Source organism: Croceicoccus gelatinilyticus (assembly GCF_018398395.1).
Classification (GTDB): Bacteria; Pseudomonadota; Alphaproteobacteria; order Sphingomonadales; family Sphingomonadaceae; genus Croceicoccus; species Croceicoccus gelatinilyticus.
Window position 1 is genome coordinate 128,211 of the sequence record NZ_JAHCBF010000001.1, and the last position, 18,093, is coordinate 146,303.

Annotated in this window: 18 protein-coding genes and 2 tRNA genes; 11 read left to right on the forward strand and 9 right to left on the reverse strand. The window is 63.9% G+C overall.

Going from position 1 to position 18,093, the window contains the following annotated elements; translation table 11 throughout:
• Positions 1-118: 118 nt before the first annotated feature.
• Positions 119-1,807, reverse strand: a complete 1,689-nt coding sequence (locus tag KIH45_RS00725) for a bifunctional helix-turn-helix transcriptional regulator/alpha/beta hydrolase (RefSeq protein ID WP_213174102.1) — start codon at positions 1,805-1,807, stop codon at positions 119-121.
• Positions 1,808-2,054: 247 nt separating this feature from the next.
• Complete coding sequence (locus KIH45_RS00730; RefSeq protein WP_225899570.1) at positions 2,055-3,353, reverse strand: acetyl-CoA hydrolase/transferase family protein; 1,299 nt, start codon at positions 3,351-3,353, stop codon at positions 2,055-2,057.
• Positions 3,354-3,535: 182 nt separating this feature from the next.
• Here KIH45_RS00730 and KIH45_RS00735 point away from each other — a divergent pair, with 182 nt between their 5' ends.
• Complete coding sequence (locus KIH45_RS00735) at positions 3,536-4,387, forward strand: OmpA family protein (protein ID WP_213174103.1); 852 nt, start codon at positions 3,536-3,538, stop codon at positions 4,385-4,387.
• A gap of 30 nt (positions 4,388-4,417) precedes the next feature.
• Here the strand turns inward: KIH45_RS00735 and KIH45_RS00740 are convergent.
• The 3 genes from KIH45_RS00740 to KIH45_RS00750 form a co-directional block, all read right to left on the reverse strand.
• Positions 4,418-4,494: transfer RNA gene (locus tag KIH45_RS00740), tRNA-Pro, on the reverse strand.
• A 39-nt stretch (positions 4,495-4,533) separates the two neighbouring features.
• Positions 4,534-4,606: transfer RNA gene (locus tag KIH45_RS00745), tRNA-Ile, on the reverse strand.
• Between the two features lie 50 nt (positions 4,607-4,656).
• Positions 4,657-6,384, reverse strand: coding sequence for a sensor histidine kinase (locus KIH45_RS00750; RefSeq protein ID WP_213174104.1), 1,728 nt, complete (start codon positions 6,382-6,384; stop codon positions 4,657-4,659).
• Positions 6,385-6,646: 262 nt separating this feature from the next.
• On the opposite strand from KIH45_RS00750, the gene KIH45_RS00755 reads away from it, so the two are divergent.
• Both KIH45_RS00755 and KIH45_RS00760 read left to right on the forward strand, forming a co-directional pair.
• Positions 6,647-7,108 carry an Lrp/AsnC family transcriptional regulator gene (locus tag KIH45_RS00755; RefSeq protein WP_213174105.1) on the forward strand — a complete coding sequence of 154 codons (462 nt, stop codon included), beginning with the start codon at positions 6,647-6,649 and terminating at the stop codon, positions 7,106-7,108.
• 4 nt (positions 7,109-7,112) lie between these two features.
• On the forward strand, positions 7,113-7,712 hold the full coding sequence (locus KIH45_RS00760) for a hypothetical protein (RefSeq protein ID WP_213174106.1): 600 nt from the start codon (positions 7,113-7,115) through the stop codon (positions 7,710-7,712).
• 43 nt (positions 7,713-7,755) lie between these two features.
• Here the strand turns inward: KIH45_RS00760 and accC are convergent, their stop codons facing one another.
• The 3 genes from accC to KIH45_RS00775 all read right to left on the reverse strand — a co-directional run bounded on the left by accC (position 7,756) and on the right by KIH45_RS00775 (position 10,129).
• Positions 7,756-9,102: an acetyl-CoA carboxylase biotin carboxylase subunit gene (gene accC, locus KIH45_RS00765; protein ID WP_213174107.1), complete on the reverse strand. Its 1,347-nt coding sequence runs from the start codon at positions 9,100-9,102 to the stop codon at positions 7,756-7,758.
• Between the two features lie 13 nt (positions 9,103-9,115).
• Positions 9,116-9,568: an acetyl-CoA carboxylase biotin carboxyl carrier protein gene (accB, locus tag KIH45_RS00770; RefSeq protein WP_213174108.1), complete on the reverse strand. Its 453-nt coding sequence runs from the start codon at positions 9,566-9,568 to the stop codon at positions 9,116-9,118.
• 147 nt (positions 9,569-9,715) lie between these two features.
• Positions 9,716-10,129, reverse strand: coding sequence for a holin family protein (locus KIH45_RS00775; RefSeq protein WP_213174109.1), 414 nt, complete (start codon positions 10,127-10,129; stop codon positions 9,716-9,718).
• 117 nt (positions 10,130-10,246) lie between these two features.
• Here KIH45_RS00775 and KIH45_RS00780 point away from each other — a divergent pair, with 117 nt between their 5' ends.
• The 4 genes from KIH45_RS00780 (at position 10,247) to maiA (ending at position 14,281) form a co-directional block, all read left to right on the forward strand.
• Positions 10,247-10,834: a GNAT family N-acetyltransferase gene (locus tag KIH45_RS00780; RefSeq protein ID WP_225899571.1), complete on the forward strand. Its 588-nt coding sequence runs from the start codon at positions 10,247-10,249 to the stop codon at positions 10,832-10,834.
• Between the two features lie 185 nt (positions 10,835-11,019).
• Positions 11,020-12,303: a homogentisate 1,2-dioxygenase gene (gene hmgA, locus KIH45_RS00785; RefSeq protein ID WP_213174111.1), complete on the forward strand. Its 1,284-nt coding sequence runs from the start codon at positions 11,020-11,022 to the stop codon at positions 12,301-12,303.
• A gap of 41 nt (positions 12,304-12,344) precedes the next feature.
• Positions 12,345-13,640, forward strand: a complete 1,296-nt coding sequence (fahA, locus tag KIH45_RS00790; protein ID WP_213174112.1) for a fumarylacetoacetase — start codon at positions 12,345-12,347, stop codon at positions 13,638-13,640.
• On the forward strand, positions 13,637-14,281 hold the full coding sequence (gene maiA, locus KIH45_RS00795) for a maleylacetoacetate isomerase (RefSeq protein WP_225899624.1): 645 nt from the start codon (positions 13,637-13,639) through the stop codon (positions 14,279-14,281). The genes fahA and maiA overlap by 4 nt, the downstream gene beginning before the upstream one ends.
• On the opposite strand, the gene KIH45_RS00800 is transcribed toward maiA, so the two are convergent.
• Entirely contained in the window at positions 14,278-15,171 is an 894-nt protein-coding gene (locus tag KIH45_RS00800) for a LysR family transcriptional regulator (RefSeq protein ID WP_213174114.1), read from the reverse strand. The genes maiA and KIH45_RS00800 overlap by 4 nt on opposite strands.
• Positions 15,172-15,281: 110 nt before the next feature.
• Between KIH45_RS00800 and KIH45_RS00805 the strand changes: the two genes are divergently transcribed.
• From KIH45_RS00805 to KIH45_RS00820, 4 genes are all read left to right on the forward strand, one after another.
• Positions 15,282-16,394, forward strand: coding sequence for an S-(hydroxymethyl)glutathione dehydrogenase/class III alcohol dehydrogenase (locus KIH45_RS00805; RefSeq protein ID WP_213174115.1), 1,113 nt, complete (start codon positions 15,282-15,284; stop codon positions 16,392-16,394).
• Positions 16,395-16,465: 71 nt separating this feature from the next.
• Complete coding sequence (locus KIH45_RS00810; RefSeq protein WP_213174116.1) at positions 16,466-16,849, forward strand: VOC family protein; 384 nt, start codon at positions 16,466-16,468, stop codon at positions 16,847-16,849.
• 2 nt (positions 16,850-16,851) lie between these two features.
• Positions 16,852-17,691 carry an S-formylglutathione hydrolase gene (gene fghA / locus KIH45_RS00815; protein WP_213174117.1) on the forward strand — a complete coding sequence of 280 codons (840 nt, stop codon included), beginning with the start codon at positions 16,852-16,854 and terminating at the stop codon, positions 17,689-17,691.
• Positions 17,688-18,092: a ketosteroid isomerase-related protein gene (locus KIH45_RS00820; RefSeq protein ID WP_213174118.1), complete on the forward strand. Its 405-nt coding sequence runs from the start codon at positions 17,688-17,690 to the stop codon at positions 18,090-18,092. Before fghA ends, KIH45_RS00820 begins: the two co-directional genes overlap by 4 nt.
• The last annotated feature ends 1 nt before the right edge of the window (position 18,093 follow it).

Consider the following 18,093-nt stretch of genomic DNA (forward strand, 5'->3'; position numbering starts at 1 on the left):
GCCCCTGTAAGATTCGATCCGGCAGGGGCTATGGAAACTCGGTGGCGGGATCAGAATGTCCCATATGGACTATCCGGGCGGTGAAGGTGCTTTTCCCGGATTTCAATCGCTTGCGCGCCTATCCGTCGAACAGCGCGGCCAGTTCGGCAAAGACGAGCTGGGGGGCCTGGAACATGCTGAAGGCGCCAAGCCCCTTGACCGGGCCGACCGGGGTGATCCCATAGCGTTCGCAAAACGCCAGTTGCGAGGCGGGTTTGTGGACCGCGTCGAATTCGGGGACGATGATGCGGGTCGGCACCTCGCTTTCCGAGAGCCAGTCGCTCCAGTCCAGCAATTGCACCAGGAGCGCATGCGCCATCGCCCGCTGCGCCTTGTCCGGGCGGTTGAGAAAGGCCTTGCGCATCACTGCCCTGACGTCAGGACGGTGCAGGGTGGCAAGGTCGAGCGGGCTGTCCTTGAACAGGCGGTCGTAATAGCGAAAAGCCTCGCCCCGCATCGCCAGTCGGACGACCGCGCGCACCAGCATGTCTACCGTGCGCGGCGAACTACGCGCGAGCACCAGCGGCGCGCGCCAGAACGGGTTCACGTCGTCCTCGTCGGCGATGTCCTGCAAGGGGATGAGTAGAGCAAAGCCGACGCACCCCACGAAGCGGTGCGGCAGAAGCTTGGCTGCGGCAAAGCCATAGGCGCACGACACACTGCACGCGAGCAGCGCGCACTGGTCGATCTGCACGGCATCGCAGAACGCATCGAGCTTTGCGGCAAATTCCTCTATCGTTGAGCGCGTGTCGCTGGGGGGCACCACTTCGGAAAAATAGGGCATCCAGGGCGCAAAGAGTTCCAGCCCAGCCGCGTGCGCGCGCTGCTGCACGAGCGAGGGCAGGTAGGGCCCCTCGATCGCGCCGTGCAGCCACAGAACAGGACGACCGCCCGCCTTGCCATAACGCTCGAACCGCAGGTGCGAACCATCGGGCAGCCGCACTTCCTGGCCAAAGGCGGAATGATCCTCCCTCGGAATCGAAATCTGCTGCAACGACAACGATTTGACGAAGCCTGCGTAAAGCGAGACGAGTTCGCTTTGCGAGTTGATACCCAGCTTGCGAAACACCGCCTTGATCTGGTTGCGCGCAGTTCCGATCGAGCGGTTACGTTCCTGCGCATAGTCGGCAAGCGTTCGCCCTCTGACGATGAAGCCGGTAAGTGTCGCCTCGGTCTCGCTCAGCCCCGTGACTTCGGCAAACCGCGCGGCCTGCGTTTCTTCCCATTCCAGCCCAACGCGAAAGAACTGCAGCTCGCGGCCTTGCTCGGTGCCGACCAGCCGCGCCATCGCCATGAAGCCGCTGTGATCGTCTTCGGATGAGAAGAGCCGGAAATACTCGATCTCGCCGATCGCGCTCTCGTTGATCGTGGCGCGAACCGTGCGCTGCGACTTGACCTGTCCGCCGAAAAGCCACGCCGGAGCGATCCTGCCCGGTGCCACGTCCGGTCCGGCCCAGGCGTAGTCGGCGCCTTCCTGCACGCGCAGCCCCTTGTCGAGCGACAGGATGGGCAAGGTCGAGGACCGCTCGGTGGTCGCCGGTTCACCTGACAGCGCCATCTGCGAAAAGTCGGCGTCGGGCCCGAGATGAACTGCATCGAACAGTTCGCCGATCTGGCCAAGGTGGCGGTTTACGATGGCTAGCGCATCCTCAGAGCGCTGCTGCGCGCGTTCCAGCCGCAGTTGCAGGTCGAACAGCTTTTCCGGCTCGGCAACGACCGCATAGGCGTCCTTGATCAACTGGTTGGCGGCTATGGATTGTTCGTACACGAGAGAAACGGAACCTTGGTTGGCATGGCTGTGTGTGCCGTGGGCAAGGGTCTGCGCCCCCACGTCGCCGACCGTCTTTGCTCCCTTTAGGATTTCAGGCGCGTAAACGGAAGCTTCGTCAAATTCGAGATTTTTGCTTTGATCTCAACTGCATTCATGCCCGTCGCCAAGGTCGTAGCCGGCTCCTCATCAGAAAAGCTCCGTCAGGGTTCATTCCCCTTGTTGCAGCCAGCCACACCCGTAAGTCTTACAGGCTGCGCTCCAGTTCATCGCGGAAACGCGGGTGGGCGAGCGCGATCATCGCCTCTGCTCGTTCGTTGAGAGACTTGCCGCGCAAATTGGCGGCGCCGAATTCGGTAACGATCCATTCGACGTCGTTGCGCGGCGTGGTGACCGGGCCTTCCAGCTTCGGAACGATCCGGCTGACCGTGCCGCCTTTAGCCGTGGCGCGGCAGGCGATGATCGACTTGCCGCCGCGCGACGCCGTCGCGCCGCGTACGAAATCAAGCTGACCGCCGGAACCCGAATACTGGTGCCCCATCATGTGTTCGGAATTGCATGCGCCTGACAAATCGATCTGCAGCGTCGCATTCACAGAGACGACATTGTCGTTCTTTGCGATGTGGCGCGGGTCGTTCACGATGTCGACCGGCAGGGAGTAGATGGCCTGATTGTCGCCCAGCCATTCGTAGAAGGCCCTGTCTCCCAAGGCGAAGGTGAAAACGCTGCGGCCCGGGAAGGTCGCCTTCAGCCTGTTCGTAACCGCCCCGTGCTGCATCAGTTCGGCCAGCGCCGGTGTCATCAGCTCTGTGTGAATGCCAAGATCACGGCGCGTCTTCAGGCGGGCGCAGACCGCGCTGGGCAGATTGCCGATACCCATCTGGAGGCAGGCGCCATCATCGATCATGCCGGCCACGATATCTGCGATCGCCTCGTCCTCTGCGCTGGCGGCATGGCCTTCGATCTCAAGAAGCGGAGAGCGATGCTCAACGATGGCATCGACTTCCGAAACATGGAGCGGCCCTTCGCCGAACACGCGGGGCATCAAGGGATTCACCTCGACGATCAGCTTCTTCGCCGCGCGCGCCGCCACGGATGTGTAATCGTTGGCCGCGCCAAATGTGAAGTAGCCGTGCTTCCCCATGGGTGAGACCATCGTGACGCAGGCGTCGAGATCCCCATCTTCGCGCAAGAGGCGAGGGGAGGCGCTGAATGCGGTGGGCACGAATTCGATCATCTGGGTGCACCGGTCCGGCTCGGCCCGGATCAGGGCGCGCTCAACCCCGCTCAGAAACATGCAGTGCGGCCTGACGCGGTCCAGCAGTTCGCGGCGCAGGACGGTGCTGGCCGCGTGGCTCATCGAATGAAAATACCAGAGGCGCAGCGCATCGAGATCGCCTGCTTCCACCCGGCGCGCCATCGCGGCGAGGATCGCGGGAGGTTCGGCGACGGCCATGCCCATCGCCACGTCGCTGTCGGATCTCAGCATCGCGGCGGCCTCGTCCGCGCTCGTCAGCTTGGTACGGTAAATGGCATCGACGTCCATGATACAGCCTCGTCAAACGGCGCATATCTGCCGCTTCTGCTGCCAAGATGGTGGCCCGTGCGCCCGTCGGCAACCGCTTAGACGGTAAGCATATTCGTAAAGCCGGTGGTTACCGCTTCTTGCGAGGTTTTCGCCCGTTCAAAGAATTTCACGCCGCCTCGACCGGTTGAAGGAGCAATACTGTGACCATCGTTTCAAAGGGGCCCAAGGCCCTCCTCCTCGTCGCCATGCTCGGCGCAACGACCAGCCTTTCGGCGCAGGAAATCCAGCCTGAAGGCGATGTCCTGACTGTCATGGGCAACCGCGCCGTCGAAGGGCCCGAGATCGAAGGCATCATTTCCGCCCGAAGCGGCGACAAGGTGCAGGTGACGACGGCCGAAGGCATGCGCGCCGTCGTGTCGATCGACGATCGTACCGAAATTCGCGGGAAGGGCGGTTTCCTTGGCATGAGCAGCAAGGAAAAGGGCGCGTCCTCGCTCTTCAACGGGCTGCCGGTGACGATCAAGACGCTGCGCTATGAAAACGGCCTGTTCGCGGAGGAAATCCGTTTCAAGAACAATGACCTGAAAACTGCCGCGATGATCCATAACGGCACTGATCAGCGTTTCCTGAAGCAAGCTGCCGCGACAGAGGCGCTGCGCAGCCGCATGGGCGACATCGACAAGTACAACGTGAAAGACACGACGAACGTGTATTTCGATTCGGGCAAATACAAGCTGTCTGCCGATGCCGAACGTGACCTCTGCGCCGCTGCCAGCAAGGCCGATGCGATGGACAACGCCCTGCTGCTGGTCGTCGGCTACACCGATTCCACGGGCAGCTACGAAGTGAACCAGGCGCTCAGTGAAAAGCGCGCTGCACGCGTCGTAAACTACCTCCAGCAGGCCTGCGGCTGGAAGCCGTACCGCATGCTGACGCCGACGGGCATGGCCGAATCAGACCCGGCAGCCGACAACGAGACCGAAGCCGGCAAGGCGCAGAACCGCCGCGTTGCCGTCAACATCCTGGTCAGCAAGGGGCTGGACGGCATTTAAGGCCGGTGCAGATCTGCAAGATCAGGGAAATGGTCGGGGAGACAGGATTCGAACCTGCGACATCCTGCTCCCAAAGCAGGCGCGCTACCGGGCTGCGCTACTCCCCGACCCTTGGTGCTGCTTCCTGACGGAAGCGGCGAAAACGGTGGGCCCGGCAGGATTCGAACCCGCGACCTAGCCGTTATGAGCGGCCAGCTCTAACCGCTGAGCTACAGGCCCGTGGCGGACGCGACTAGCGGGGGTCGAGTGGCTTGGCAAGCGCGCTTGCGTCAGGCGACGGCTTCGCGTTCGCTTTCGGCTTCGTCGGCCCGTGCCGGAAGGGTCAGGACAAGCGCGGATTCGTCCCGTTCGAGGTTGCCGCCAGCCGCCTTCGCCTCTGCGCTGGCAAGGCGCAGGGCAAAGCCCCGGCCCAGCATTCCCGTGGCTAGTTCCTCGTTGCTGTCGGTGGCAGGCGATGCGCCGAAAAGCGTTTCATCGTCCAGACCGGCCAGCGATGCGGGCATTCCGATCGTGATCGTGACCGCCTCGGTGCTGGCATCGAGCGAGATGGGCAATACGTCGCCTTCGCGCGCAGAACCTGCCACGGCCGCGATCAGGCGCCACAGGCTGCGTTCCAGTTCGCCCTCGTCCACCGGCACGGTCATGCCCGGATCGGATATGCGCGGGCTCAGGCGGGCACGGCGCGCGTCCAGCATCGGTGCGACCTGGTCGAGCAGCGATTCGATCAGCGGGCCGATTGCGGTTTCACCCTCGCTCATCGTGCGTGTGCCGTGGCGCAGGCGGACGAGACGGTCTACCTCCTCAAGCCCTGCGAGCAGCGCTGCGGTCTCTCCGGCAATGCCCGCTGCGAGCGAGCGATACTGATGCGGCACGGGGCCGAACAGTTGCTGCTGAATGATCTCGGAAAAGCCCTGCAACGCGTTGATCGGCGTGCGCAGTTCGTGAAGCGCCTGCCGCACGAGATCGCCGCGACGGTCGGGCGCAGAGCCCATGTCGCGGGTGAGGCGTGCGTGGTGGCCAAGGAAGCGGCCCACGGGATCGAAGTGAGGTGCTGCGTCCAGCCGCCAGACGCCCGAGATGGCGGGCGATGCGCCGATTGTGACGCGGCCAGAACGAACGGCCTGCTGGCGGCGCAGCGCGGTAGAGGTCGCCTCGTCCACTTTCGCGCTGGCGCTGTCCGACGGCGAAAGCATCAGGCCGGTCAGCATCGGCGACAGGCGCGCGGCCCAGTCGATGCGGCCTTCGGGCGAGATCATGCAGTCCACTTCGCGCGTCGTCGCGATGGGCGGCGGTGCGGTTTCGGCAGCTTCGTCGTTGAGCAGGCTTTCGTCTTGATCGACCGATGACTTGCGGCCGGTAGCGACGATTTCCTCTGTCACCTGTTCGCGCCGCTTCAGACGGAATCGTTCGATGCGCGCCACGATCTCGGCGATGTCGCCGACTGCGGGAGTCTCAGCCTGTGCCGTCGGCATTGGTGTCGGCGGCGGAGGCGGAGCGGGCATTCGCGGGGCGCGAGCGGGAACCGGGGCGCTGGGCGTCAGCTCGTCGGCCAGCGATGTGCGTTTCTTCGAGCGCTCGGCGAGCAGCGGCGGCGGTGCTTCCACGCTCCGGGCGCGCCCTGTGGTGCGGGCACTTCGGACGCGGTTCTGCAGGCTGTCGTCCAGGACACTGGTGAGCACCGTCCAGCCAGCCTCGTCGAGGTCTGCGGCATCGATCGCGGCGTTGGCGACTTCTTCCTCACCCTCGCAAAGCTGGGCGACGAGCGGGGCGGAGCGCAGACGCAGGGCGGGGTCGGCAAGGATCTGGGCGCGTTCGAAGGCGGGGATGCGGCGGGCAAGGGCAGCAAGGCGCAGGAAGGAGGCCGCAACAAGCGAGCCATCCGCCACGGTGCGTCCACTGCCGAGAAGGTCGACGAGCTGCTGGTATTGCGCACGTGCGGAAGCGTCGCTGTCGGCAGCGACTTCGAGCACAGTGCGCAAACGGTCGTCGAGTGTCATCAATTCCCCCGGGGCGGGGCGGCGATGCGGCATCGAAAGAAATGATGACGCACGTGATTCCGTCCCTCAGTTGGAGGTAAACATCCGCTTAACATCGGGGAAGGGGCACGATCTGTCCGTTGCAAAGTGGAACAGGCATCGTCATAGTTCATTTATTGCGTAGTGGGGCCATCCTGTTATCCGCAAGTTGCGGTAACAGGCATTTTCCGTTTCCCTAGATCAGGAGCGCGGCACGATTCGCTGCGAACAGGGTTTGACGAGCATGATTTTTGACGAGATTGACCGCCGGCTTCTTGCAGAATTGCAGGCAGAAGGGCGGATCACGAACGTAGAACTGGCCAGCCGGGTGGGCCTGACGGCTCCGCCGTGCCTGAGGCGCGTGCGCGCGCTTGAGGAAAGCGGCGCGATCCAGGGCTATCACGCCGATCTCGACCCCGCGACGCTGGGCTTCACGATCACCGTCTTCGCGATGGTCAGCCTGAAGAGCCAGGCCGAAGACGCGCTGCGTTCGTTCGAGGAGCACGTCTTGAAGCTTCCCGAAGTGCGCGAATGCCACATGCTCAACGGCGAGATCGACTTCATCCTGAAGATCGTGAGCAAGGACCTGCAGAGCTTCCAGGAATTCCTGACCAGCAGCCTGACGCCTGCGCCGAATGTGGCGAGCGTGAAGACCTCGCTCGTCATTCGCCGTTCGAAGAACGAACCCGGCGTTCCGCTGGGCTGAGTGTATGCGGCTCCCCAAGCGGAACCGCCTTTTCCTTCTTGCCGCCCCGCTCGCGCTTGCCGCGTGTAGCGAGGAGCCGCGCGATGCGCAGGTTTCTGCCCCGCGGCAGGGGATGATGGACGGGATGCCCGCCGACGCGCGCGGCTTGCGCAAGGTCGCGACTTTCGATGCCGATGTGCTGGTGCTGAGCCGCCGCAATTATGGCGGGCTGTTCGGGGATACGTTCTCGGACTATTCGCCCGTCGACCTGGCTGTCGCGTGGAGCGAGGGCGCGCGGGCCGAAGTGCACTCGCAGATCAGCATTCGGCAGTCGGGCCGGTTCTACTATTGGCGGGCGGGAGCCGATGCGTGGCAGGACCCGCGCGTGCGCCGGTTCGGCAAGCATTCGGCCAACTGGCACCTGATCCCCGCCGACGACACGATTGCCGACAAGATCGACCGCATCGGCGCGAACGACGTCGTTGGCCTCAAAGGCTATCTGGTCGACATCGACGCGCCTGACGGGTCGCGCTGGCGCACGTCGCGCACCCGTAACGACAAGGGTGCCGGGGCGTGCGAGATCATCCTCGTGACCGAAGTGCGCGCCTACGACGAGGCAGCCTGAGCTTTTGTGAAACGTACCGGAGCGAGTGGCTCCGAACGAGACGTCAGTCCCGCTCGGCGAGCCACTCCTCGAGCCACTTGATGGTGTAGTCGCCGTTCAGGAAGTCGTCCTGCCGGATCAGTTCCTGATGCAGCGGGATCGAGGTCTGGACGCCTTCGATCACCATCTCTTCCAGCGCGCGCTTAAGCCGCATGATGCAGCCTTCGCGGGTGCGGCCATAGACGATCAGCTTGGCGATCATCGAATCATAGTAGGGCGGGATGCGGTAACCCGCATAGAGCCCCGAATCGACGCGCACGTGCATGCCGCCAGCAGCATGATAGCTCTTCACCTCGCCCGGGCTGGGCGCGAAGGTGAAGGGGTTTTCCGCGTTGATGCGGCACTCGATCGAGTGGCCGGTGAAGTGCAGTTCGTCCTGCGTCACCGACAGCGGCTTGCCGTCGGCGATGCGGATCTGTTCGCGAACAAGGTCGACGCCGGTGATCGCTTCGGTCACTGGGTGTTCGACCTGCAGGCGGGTGTTCATCTCGATGAAGTAGAACTCGCCGTTTTCCCAGAGGAACTCGATCGTGCCCGCGCCGCGATAGCCCATTTCGGCCATCGCATCGGCGCAGACCTTGCCCATGCGGGTGCGTTCTTCTTCGCTGATGACGGGCGAGGGCGCTTCTTCGAGCACCTTCTGGTGGCGGCGCTGCAGCGAACAGTCGCGTTCGCCAAGGTGAATGGCATTGCCTTCACCGTCGCCGAAGACCTGGAATTCGATGTGGCGCGGGTTGCCGAGATACTTCTCGATATAGACCGTTGCGTCGCCGAAAGCGGACTTTGCCTCGCTGCCGGCCTGCTTCATCAGCGTTTCGAGTTGATCCTCGGCCTCGCACACTTTCATGCCGCGGCCGCCGCCGCCCGATGCCGCCTTGATGATGACCGGATAGCCGATTTCGGCCGCGATCTGGCGGGCCTCGTCATAGTCGGATACCGCACCGTCCGAACCCGGCACCAGCGGCAGGCCCAGTTCGCCAGCCGACTTCTTGGCCGCGACTTTGTCGCCCATCGTGCGGATGTGTTCGGGCTTGGGGCCGATCCACTTGAGGCCGTGTGCCTCGACGATTTCGGCAAACTTCGCGTTTTCCGAAAGGAAGCCGTAGCCGGGGTGGATCGCATCGGCATTGGCGATTTCCGCTGCCGAGATGATCGCCGCCATGTTCAGGTAGCTGTCGGTCGCCGAAGGCGGGCCGATGCAGACCGCCTGGTCGGCCAGCCGCACGTGCATGGCATCGGCGTCGGCGGTGGAGTGCACCGCCACCGTCTCGATACCCATTTCATGCGCGGCGCGGTGGACACGCAGCGCGATCTCGCCGCGGTTGGCGATGAGAATGCGCGAGATTGCCATTGCTGGACCCCGCTCAGTCGATCACGACGAGCGGCTGGTCGAATTCGACCGGCTCGCCATTGTTGACGAGGATCTGGCTGATCGTGCCGGCCTTGGGGGCGGGGATCGCATTCATGACCTTCATCGCCTCGACGATGAGGAGCGTTTCGCCGGCCTTCACCTTCTGGCCGACCGTGATGTAGTCGGGCGCGCCGGGTTCGGGGGCAAGATAGCAGGTGCCGACCATCGGCGACTTCACCGCATCGGCCGGAACCGCAGAGGCGGCGTCGGCGGCGGGAGCGGCGGCAGGCGCGGGCGCGGCTGCGGGTGCAGCGGCAACCGGGGCCGCGACGGGCGCTGCGGCCGCGGCAAGGGCTGCGCGCGAAACCTTGATCTTGCGATCGCCGTCCTCGACCTCGATCTCGGTCAGGCCGGTTTCGGCCAGAAGTTCGGCCAGTTCGCGCACGAGTGCGCTGTCAACATTCATTCCGGCCGTGCGGCGGCCGGTGGGGGTCTTGGCTTCGCCCATGTAGTCCTCGGCTAAGCAGTTACAGGTTGCAGGCGGCGCTACGCGCAGCAGGAACCATTCGCAAGAGCAAAGGGCCAAGTTCCCCCAACGGCAGGACGAGCGATCCTAGCGGTCGATGCCCTTGGCCTTACCCCACTGGCGGGCGACGGTGTAGCCGAGATAGCCGGTGCCGAAGAGCGCGTAGAGCGGTTCGGGCAGGCCGTTGAGGTAGCGCGTCATGCCATCTGCGATGGCCAGCGCGGCTGCCGGGTTAAAGGCGGCGACCAGTCCCATCGGGATGGCAAAGAGGATCATCGCGTACATTACGTAGAGAAAGCCGGGGCGCGCCCTGCTGGTCCAGGGATCGGCGGAATTGGCCTCTGCCACGATGGCGGACAGGCGGGCCTCGACCATCTGCATTTCGTGCGTGCCTTCGAGCTTGAGCAGTTCGAGCTTGGCTTTCTCGCGGGCCTCCTTGTCGGGGATGATCTTGTCGATGATGCGGGTGATCGGGACGATGAGCGAATCGAGAACGGGCAAGGGCGGACCTCCTGTTTCGGCGTTTTTTCGATGAAGGTGCCACCAAGACCATTGCGCGCAGGCAGTAGGAAAATAAATTCGCGCGCCTTCACGCAGGCAATTTCAGGAGTTGGCATCTTGGCAGTCACGATCAGGTCGCTGACGGGGGAAGAGATCGAGGCGGCGATCCCCGCGCTTGCGGCGCTGCGCATCGCGGTCTTTGCCGAGTGGCCGTACCTTTACGACGGCGATCTTGCCTACGAGGAAGGCTACTTGCGCGAATTCGCCGCTGCGCCCGACGCGGTGCTGGTTGCCGCGATGGATGGCGAGAGGATCATCGGCGCTGCGACGGCCTCGCCCATGGCGGCGCAGAAGGAGGAGTTCCGCCGCCCGTTCGAAGAGCGAAGTCTTGCCACGCAGGACATGTTCTATTTCGGCGAATCCGTCCTGCTGCCCGAATATCGCGGGCAGGGCATCGGCCACGCCTTTTTTGACCACCGCGAGGCGCAGGCGAGCAAGTGCGGGGCGCAGACCGCCTGCTTTGCCGCCGTCGTCCGCCCCGCCGATCATCCCGACCGCCCGGCCGATTATCGCCCGCTCGACGCGTTCTGGCAGGCGCGCGGCTATGAGAAAGTGCCCGGATTCGAGACGGGTCTGGCATGGAAGGACCATCGCGACGCCGCCGAGACCGAAAAGTTGATGCAATACTGGATGCGAACGCTGTGACGCTTCGCATATGCTCCCCCGAATTGCGTAAACTTGGTGGGTTCCGGCGTAAAACTATGGAAGTGTGGCGGAAATCGCCGAAGCAACGTTCAGATAAGGTGATAAACGCTTTCGCGAAATTGCTAGTGTAGTGTCCTGCTCGAAAAGAGCCGTGCGATTCAGCGCGGTCCAGGAGGCGAGGACGAATGAACCACTACCAGACAGGGTTCGGCAACGAATTCCAGACCGAGGCGGTGAAGGGGGCCTTGCCCGTCGGACGCAACAGTCCGCAAAAGCCAGCCTTCGGCCTTTATGCCGAACAGTTCTCGACCAGCGCCTTCACGATGACCCGCGCCGAGAACAAGCGCAGCTGGTTCTATCGCATGCGCCCGACCACCGCGCATGGCGCGTTCGAACCGCTGGACACGATGCTGCGCGTGTCGAGCGGGCCCTTCCCCGACGCCAGCCCCAATCGCTATCGCTGGAATCCGTTGCCCATGCCCGAGGGGCCGACCGACTGGCTCGAAGGGCTCGTCACTTATGGCGGCAACGGCGATGTCGGAACCAGCGCGGGGATCGCGGTGCACATGTATGCCGCGAACCGGTCGATGGAGCGGCGGGTGTTCCAGTCGAGCGACGGCGAACTGCTGATCGTTCCGCAACTCGGCACGCTGCACATCGATACCGAGATGGGCCGCCTCGACGTGCCGCCCGGGCACATCGCGGTCATCCCGCGCGGCCTGCGCTTTGCCGTGCGGCTGAGCGAGCCTTCGCGCGGCTATGTCTGTGAGAATTACGGATCGCCTTTCCGGCTGCCCGACCTTGGCCCGATCGGCGCTAACGGGCTGGCCAATCCGCGCGATTTCGAAACGCCGGTTGCATGGTTCGAAGACGCCGACCGCGAAACCGAGTGGGTGCAGAAGTTCCAGGGCAATTTCTGGCGCACCACGCTCGCCCATTCGCCGTTCGATGTCGTCGCGTGGCACGGCAATACCGCGCCCTACCGCTATGACCTTGCGCGCTTCAACACGATCGGTTCGGTCAGTTTCGACCACCCCGACCCCTCGATCTTCACGGTCCTGACTTCGCCCAGCGAGGTTGCCGGCACCGCGAACTGCGATTTCGTGATTTTTCCGCCGCGGTGGATGGTGGCCGAGGATACTTTTCGCCCCCCGTGGTTTCATCGTAACGTGATGAGCGAATTCATGGGACTGGTGCAGGGCGTCTACGATGCCAAGGAAGGCGGGGGCTTCGTGCCCGGCGGCGCCAGCCTGCACAACCAGATGAACGGTCACGGCCCCGATGCGGAAAGCACGAAGCGGGCCATGCAGACCGCGCTGCGGCCCCAGAAGATCGCCGATACCATGGCCTTCATGTTCGAAAGCCGCTGGGTCATCCGGCCCACGCCTTTCGCGCTGACCAGCCCGATGCTGCAGGACGATTACGACGCCTGCTGGAAGGGCTTCAAGAAGGCGCAACTGCCTCGGTGACACCCGCACGTCGCGACGGCCCCGAAAAGATAACGACAAGGATGCAAATGCTCGACCATACCCATGACGCCCAGGCCAAGAGCTGGGTCGCAAGCGCCAACGATCACGCCGAATTTCCCGTCCAGAACCTGCCGCTGGGCATATTCTCGCCCAAGGGAGAGAAGGACCTTCGCGGCGGTGTCGCGATCGGCGACATGATCCTGTGCCTGCGCGGCGCGGCAGGCGTGCTTTCCGGCAAGGCGGCAGAGGCGGCAAAGCTGGCCGATGCGACTTCGCTCAACGCGCTGTTCGCCGATGGCAACGTGATGGCCGACGCGCTGCGGCTGGGCCTGTTCGAACTGCTGACCGACGAGGGCAAGGCGGGCGAGGCGGGCAAGATGCTGTTCGCCGCGGAAGACTGCGACCTGTTCGTCCCGTTCCATGTCGGCGACTACACCGATTTTTACACCGGGATCGAGCATGCCAAGAACATCGGCGCGCTGTTCCGGCCAGATAATCCGCTGCTGCCCAACTACAAGTACGTACCCATCGGCTATCACGGTCGCAGCTCCTCGATCCGGGCGAGCGGTGCCGACGTTATCCGCCCCTCGGGCCAGACCCGTCCCGCAGATGGCGAAACCCCGCCGTTCCAGCCGAGCGCGCGGCTCGACTACGAAATGGAAATGGCGATCTGGACCAGCGGTTCGAACGATCTGGGGCAGCCGGTTTCGATCGGTGAGGCGGGTAGTCACATCGCGGGGCTCTCGATCCTCAACGACTGGTCGGCGCGCGATCTGCAGGCATGGGAATACCAGCCGCTCGGCCCGTTCCTTGCCAAGAACTTTCTGTCGACCGTGTCGCCGTGGATCGTGACGAGCGCCGCGCTCGCCCCCTTCCGCACCGCGCAGCCGGACCGTCCCGAGGGTGATCCGAAGCCGCTCGACTACTTGTGGGACGACGGTGACCAGAAGTCGGGTGCCTACGCCATTGCGATGGAGGTCCTGCTCTCCACCGCGAAAATGCGCGAGGCGGGGATGGAGCCGCACCGGCTCTCCAAGGGTCCGATGACAGCGATGTATTGGACCGCGGCGCAGCTTGTCGCGCACCACACGGTCAACGGCTGCAACCTTCAGCCGGGCGACCTGCTTGGTACCGGCACGCTGTCGGGGCCCGAGGCGTCGAGCTACGGTTCGCTGATGGAGCTTTCGGGCGGGGGTAAGAACCCCATCGAACTGCCCAATGGCGAGACGCGCACGTTCCTCGAGAACGGAGACGAGATCATCATGCGCGCCCATGGCGAGGCGGACGGTGCGCGCTCTATCGGGTTTGGCGAGTGCCGGGGCCGGGTCGTCGGCTGATGGCGTTAACGCTCCACGGCTACTGGCGTTCGGGCACCAGCTATCGCACGCGCATCGCGCTGAACCTCAAGGGCCTCGAATATGCGCAGGTCACGCACGACTTGCGCAAGGGCGAGCAGAAGGACGCAGCCTATACCGCACTCGCGCCGCAGGGGCTGGTGCCGGCGCTGGAGATCGGCGGCGGTGTCGCCCTGCCGCAGAGCGTGGCGATCCTTGAATGGCTTGAAGACACGCACCCCGAACCGCCGCTGCTGCCGCGCGATGCGAACGAGCGCGCCGTGGCCCGCGCCATGTGCGCGACGATCGGGAGCGACGTTCATCCGCTGAACAACTTGCGCATCCTGAAGTACCTCAAGAACGAACTGGGGCAGGATCAGGCGGCGGTCGATGCCTGGGCGCAGCACTGGATCGCGCAAGGGTTTGCCGCGCTCGACACGATGATCGCGAAGTATGGGGCCGGCTATGCCTATGGCGATGCGCCGACGCTAGTCGATTGCTACCTCGTGCCGCAGGTCTATTCGGCGGAGCGTTTCGGGAGCGATCTTTCGGCCTATCCGGACCTGATGGCGGCTTACGGGAAAGCGGCGGCGGACCCCGCAATCGCGGCGGCGCACCCAGACAGACAGCCCGACGCCGATTAGGCGTACTGGAACTTGGCCGCCTCAAGCCTGTCCTGAAGCTTGGCGCGCAGCAGCGCGACGAGGCCGCTGACCTTGGGCGAAAGGTGCCGCCGGGTGGGATAGATCGCCCAGATCGGCTCGTCCTCGGGCCGTTCGTCTTCCAGCACTTCCTGCAGTCTCCCTGCCGCAAGATGTTCGCGCACGTAGAAGGCGGGCAACTGGCATATCCCCATGCCCGCAAGGCAGGCGTCGACCACGGTCGTCCCGCTATTGCAGTGCCAGCGCCCGCGCGGGCGGAAGCTCTGCCCGCGCCGGAAATGCCATTGCGATGACGACCCGACGAGACAGTCGTGCGCGGTCAGTTCGGCGATCTCGCGCGGCTCTCCGTGCGATGACAGGTAGTGGCGCGAGGCGACCGTCACCAGTTCGCGCTGCGCCACGCGGGTCGCGATGAGGCGGGAGTCTTCGAGGTGGCCGGTGCGAACGGCAAGGTCGTATCCACGGCTGACGATATCGACCACGTCGTTGTCGAGATCGAGCGTGACGACGAGCGAAGGGTGCTCTTGTGCGAACTCGCGCACCAGTGGCGACACGAAACGCTCGCCCAGCGCATAGGAACAGGTGAGGCGCAGCGCCCCGCGCGGCTGGCCTTGCGAGGCAATGCCCGCGATCGCTTCCTCACGCTCGTCCACCAGCCGCTGACACTGTTCGAGGAAGATGCGGCCCGTATCGGTCAGGAAAAGCGAGCGGGTGGTGCGGTTGAACAGCTGCGTTTCCAGCCGCGCCTCCAGACGGGCGACGGCGCGGCTCATGTGCGTGACCGACGCGCCGAAGGCCCGCGCGCCTGCCGTGAAAGATCCGGCCCGCGCCACGGCGACGAACTCTTCTATCCCGTCCCAGCCACCGATCATCGATTATTGCCCCTGAGTGATAATGCTTTGCCGAAATCGCTGTTTATCACCGCAGGGTGTGATTGCTAGACCTGCATCCAAGAGATTCACGCGTTCGAAGGAGCAAACCCATGAAAACCCGCGCCGCCGTCGCTTTCGAAGCTAAGAAACCGCTCGAAATCGTCGAAGTCGACCTCGAAGGTCCGAAGGAAGGCGAAGTCCTCGTCGAGATCATGGCGACCGGCATCTGCCATACCGACGCCTACACGCTGGACGGGTTCGACAGCGAAGGCATCTTTCCCTCGATCCTCGGCCACGAAGGCGCAGGCATCGTGCGCGAAGTCGGCCCCGGCGTGACGAGCGTGAAGCCCGACGATCACGTGATTCCGCTCTACACCCCCGAATGTCGCCAGTGTAAGTCGTGCCTGTCGGGCAAGACGAACCTGTGCACCGCGATCCGCGCCACGCAGGGGCAGGGCCTGATGCCCGACGGCACCAGCCGCTTCTCCTACAAGGGCGAGACGATCTTCCATTACATGGGCTGCTCGACCTTCTCGAACTTCACTGTCCTTCCCGAAATCGCGGTCGCCAAGATCCGCGAGGACGCACCGTTCCAGTCGGCCTGCTACGTCGGTTGCGGCGTGACGACGGGCGTTGGTGCCGTGACCAACACCGCCAAGGTGCAGGTCGGCGACAACGTCGTGATCTTCGGCCTGGGCGGTATCGGCCTCAACGTGATCCAGGGCGCGCGGCTGGCAGGGGCCAACAAGATCATCGGCGTCGACATCAACCCCGACCGTGAGGAATGGGGCCGCAAGTTCGGCATGACCGACTTCCTCAACACCAAGGGCATGAGCCGCGAGGACATCGTCGCCAAGATCGTGCTGATGACCGACGGCGGCGCGGACTACACCTTCGACGCCACCGGCAACACCGAAGTCATGCGTACCGCACTGGAAGCATGCCACCGCGGCTGGGGCACGAGCATCATCATCGGCGTGGCCGAAGCGGGTAAGGAAATCTCCACCCGCCCGTTCCAGCTCGTCACGGGCCGTAACTGGCGCGGCACGGCGTTCGGCGGGGCCAAGGGCCGCACCGACGTTCCCAAGATCGTCGACATGTACATGACCGGCAAGATCGAGATCGACCCGATGATCACCCACGTCATGGGGCTGGAAGAGATCAACACCGCCTTCGATCTGATGCACGAAGGCAAGTCGATCCGCTCGGTCGTCGTGTTCTAAAGTATTGGTAGTATTCGATCTGTCGGTACGTTTACCTATCGGAAGATCGAAGAAACCAAAGGAGAGCGATCATGTTCAGCCACGTGCACCTCGGCGCAAACGATGTCGAAAAATCACGCCAGTTCTACGACGCCATCATGGGCGTTCTTGGCGCGGAGCCGGGGTCGTACGATGCCGAACGCAATCGCTACTTCTGGAGTCACAACGGCACACTGCTGATCGTCGGTGAACCTCTCGACGGAAAAGAGGCAACCGCTGGCAACGGCATGACCATCGGCTTTACGGTCGAGAGCGAGGAAATGGGCCACAAGTGGTATGAAACCGCTTGCGCCAATGGCGGAACCGGGATCGAGGAGCCGCCGAGCGTGCGCACCAAGATGGTTGGCGACCTGTTCCTTGCCTACGTCCGCGATCCCGACGGCAACAAGCTGTGCGCGCTAAAAGTCATGGGATGACAATGACCTTCGAAACAGTTTCGACGAACAAGGCCCACGGCGGCGTGCAGGGGGTGTACAAGCACACCTCTGCCGCCACGGGGACCGAAATGACCTTCTCCGTCTTCGTGCCGGATCATGAGCCGGACGAAAAACTGCCGGTGCTGTGGTATCTGTCAGGCCTGACCTGCACCCACGCGAACGTCACCGAGAAGGGCGAATACCGCGCCGCCTGTGCCGAGCATGGCATTATTTTCGTCGCGCCCGATACGTCCCCGCGCGGTGACGACGTGCCAGATGACGAAGCTTACGACTTCGGCAAGGGCGCGGGCTTCTATGTCGATGCGACCGAAGAGCCCTGGGCGAAGCATTTCAACATGCGCTCCTACATCGAGAGCGAGTTGCCCGAGCTTGTCGCGGCAAACTTCCCGGTCGACATGGCGCGGCAGGGCATCACCGGACACTCGATGGGCGGGCACGGTGCGCTGACGATTTCGCTGCGTAACGAAGGCCGGTTCAAGTCGACCAGCGCCTTCGCTCCGATCGTCAGCCCGCTGAACTGTCCGTGGGGCGAAAAGGCGCTGACCGGCTACGTCGGCGCGGACCAGGCCGCATGGCGCGAATACGACGCCTGCGCGCTGATCGCCGATGGTGCTCGCCTTCCCGACCTGCTGGTCGATCAGGGCACGTCGGACAACTTCCTTGCCGAACAGCTCAAGACCACGCTGCTCGAACAGGCGGTCGACGATGCAGGGATGAAGGCGACGATCCGCCTGCAGGAAGGGTATGACCATTCCTACTACTTCATCTCGACCTTCATGGCCGAACACGTCGCGTGGCACGCTGAAAGGCTGAAGGCGTGACCGTCACCGAGACGCTGGCCGCCTATTACGCGGCCTTCAACCGGCAGGATGCGGAAGGCATGCTGGCGCTGCTCGCCGATGATGTCGTGCACGAACCGAGCCAGGGCAATCCGCGACACGGCAAGCCGGCTTTCCGCGAATTCCTCGCCCACATGAACCGCTGCTATGCCGAGCAGGTCATCGATCCGGTGTTCCTGACCGGCGAAGACCCCTCGCGCGGGGCGGCGGAGTTCATGCTGGAAGGGCGTTATCTGGAAACGGACGAGGGTCTGCCGCCTGCCACGGGGCAAACCTATCGGCTGCGCGTCGGTGCGTTCTTCGCGTTCGAAAACGGCCTGATCACGCGGGTTTCCAACCACTACAACCTTGCGGACTGGACGCAGCAGGTTCAGTCTGCCTGAC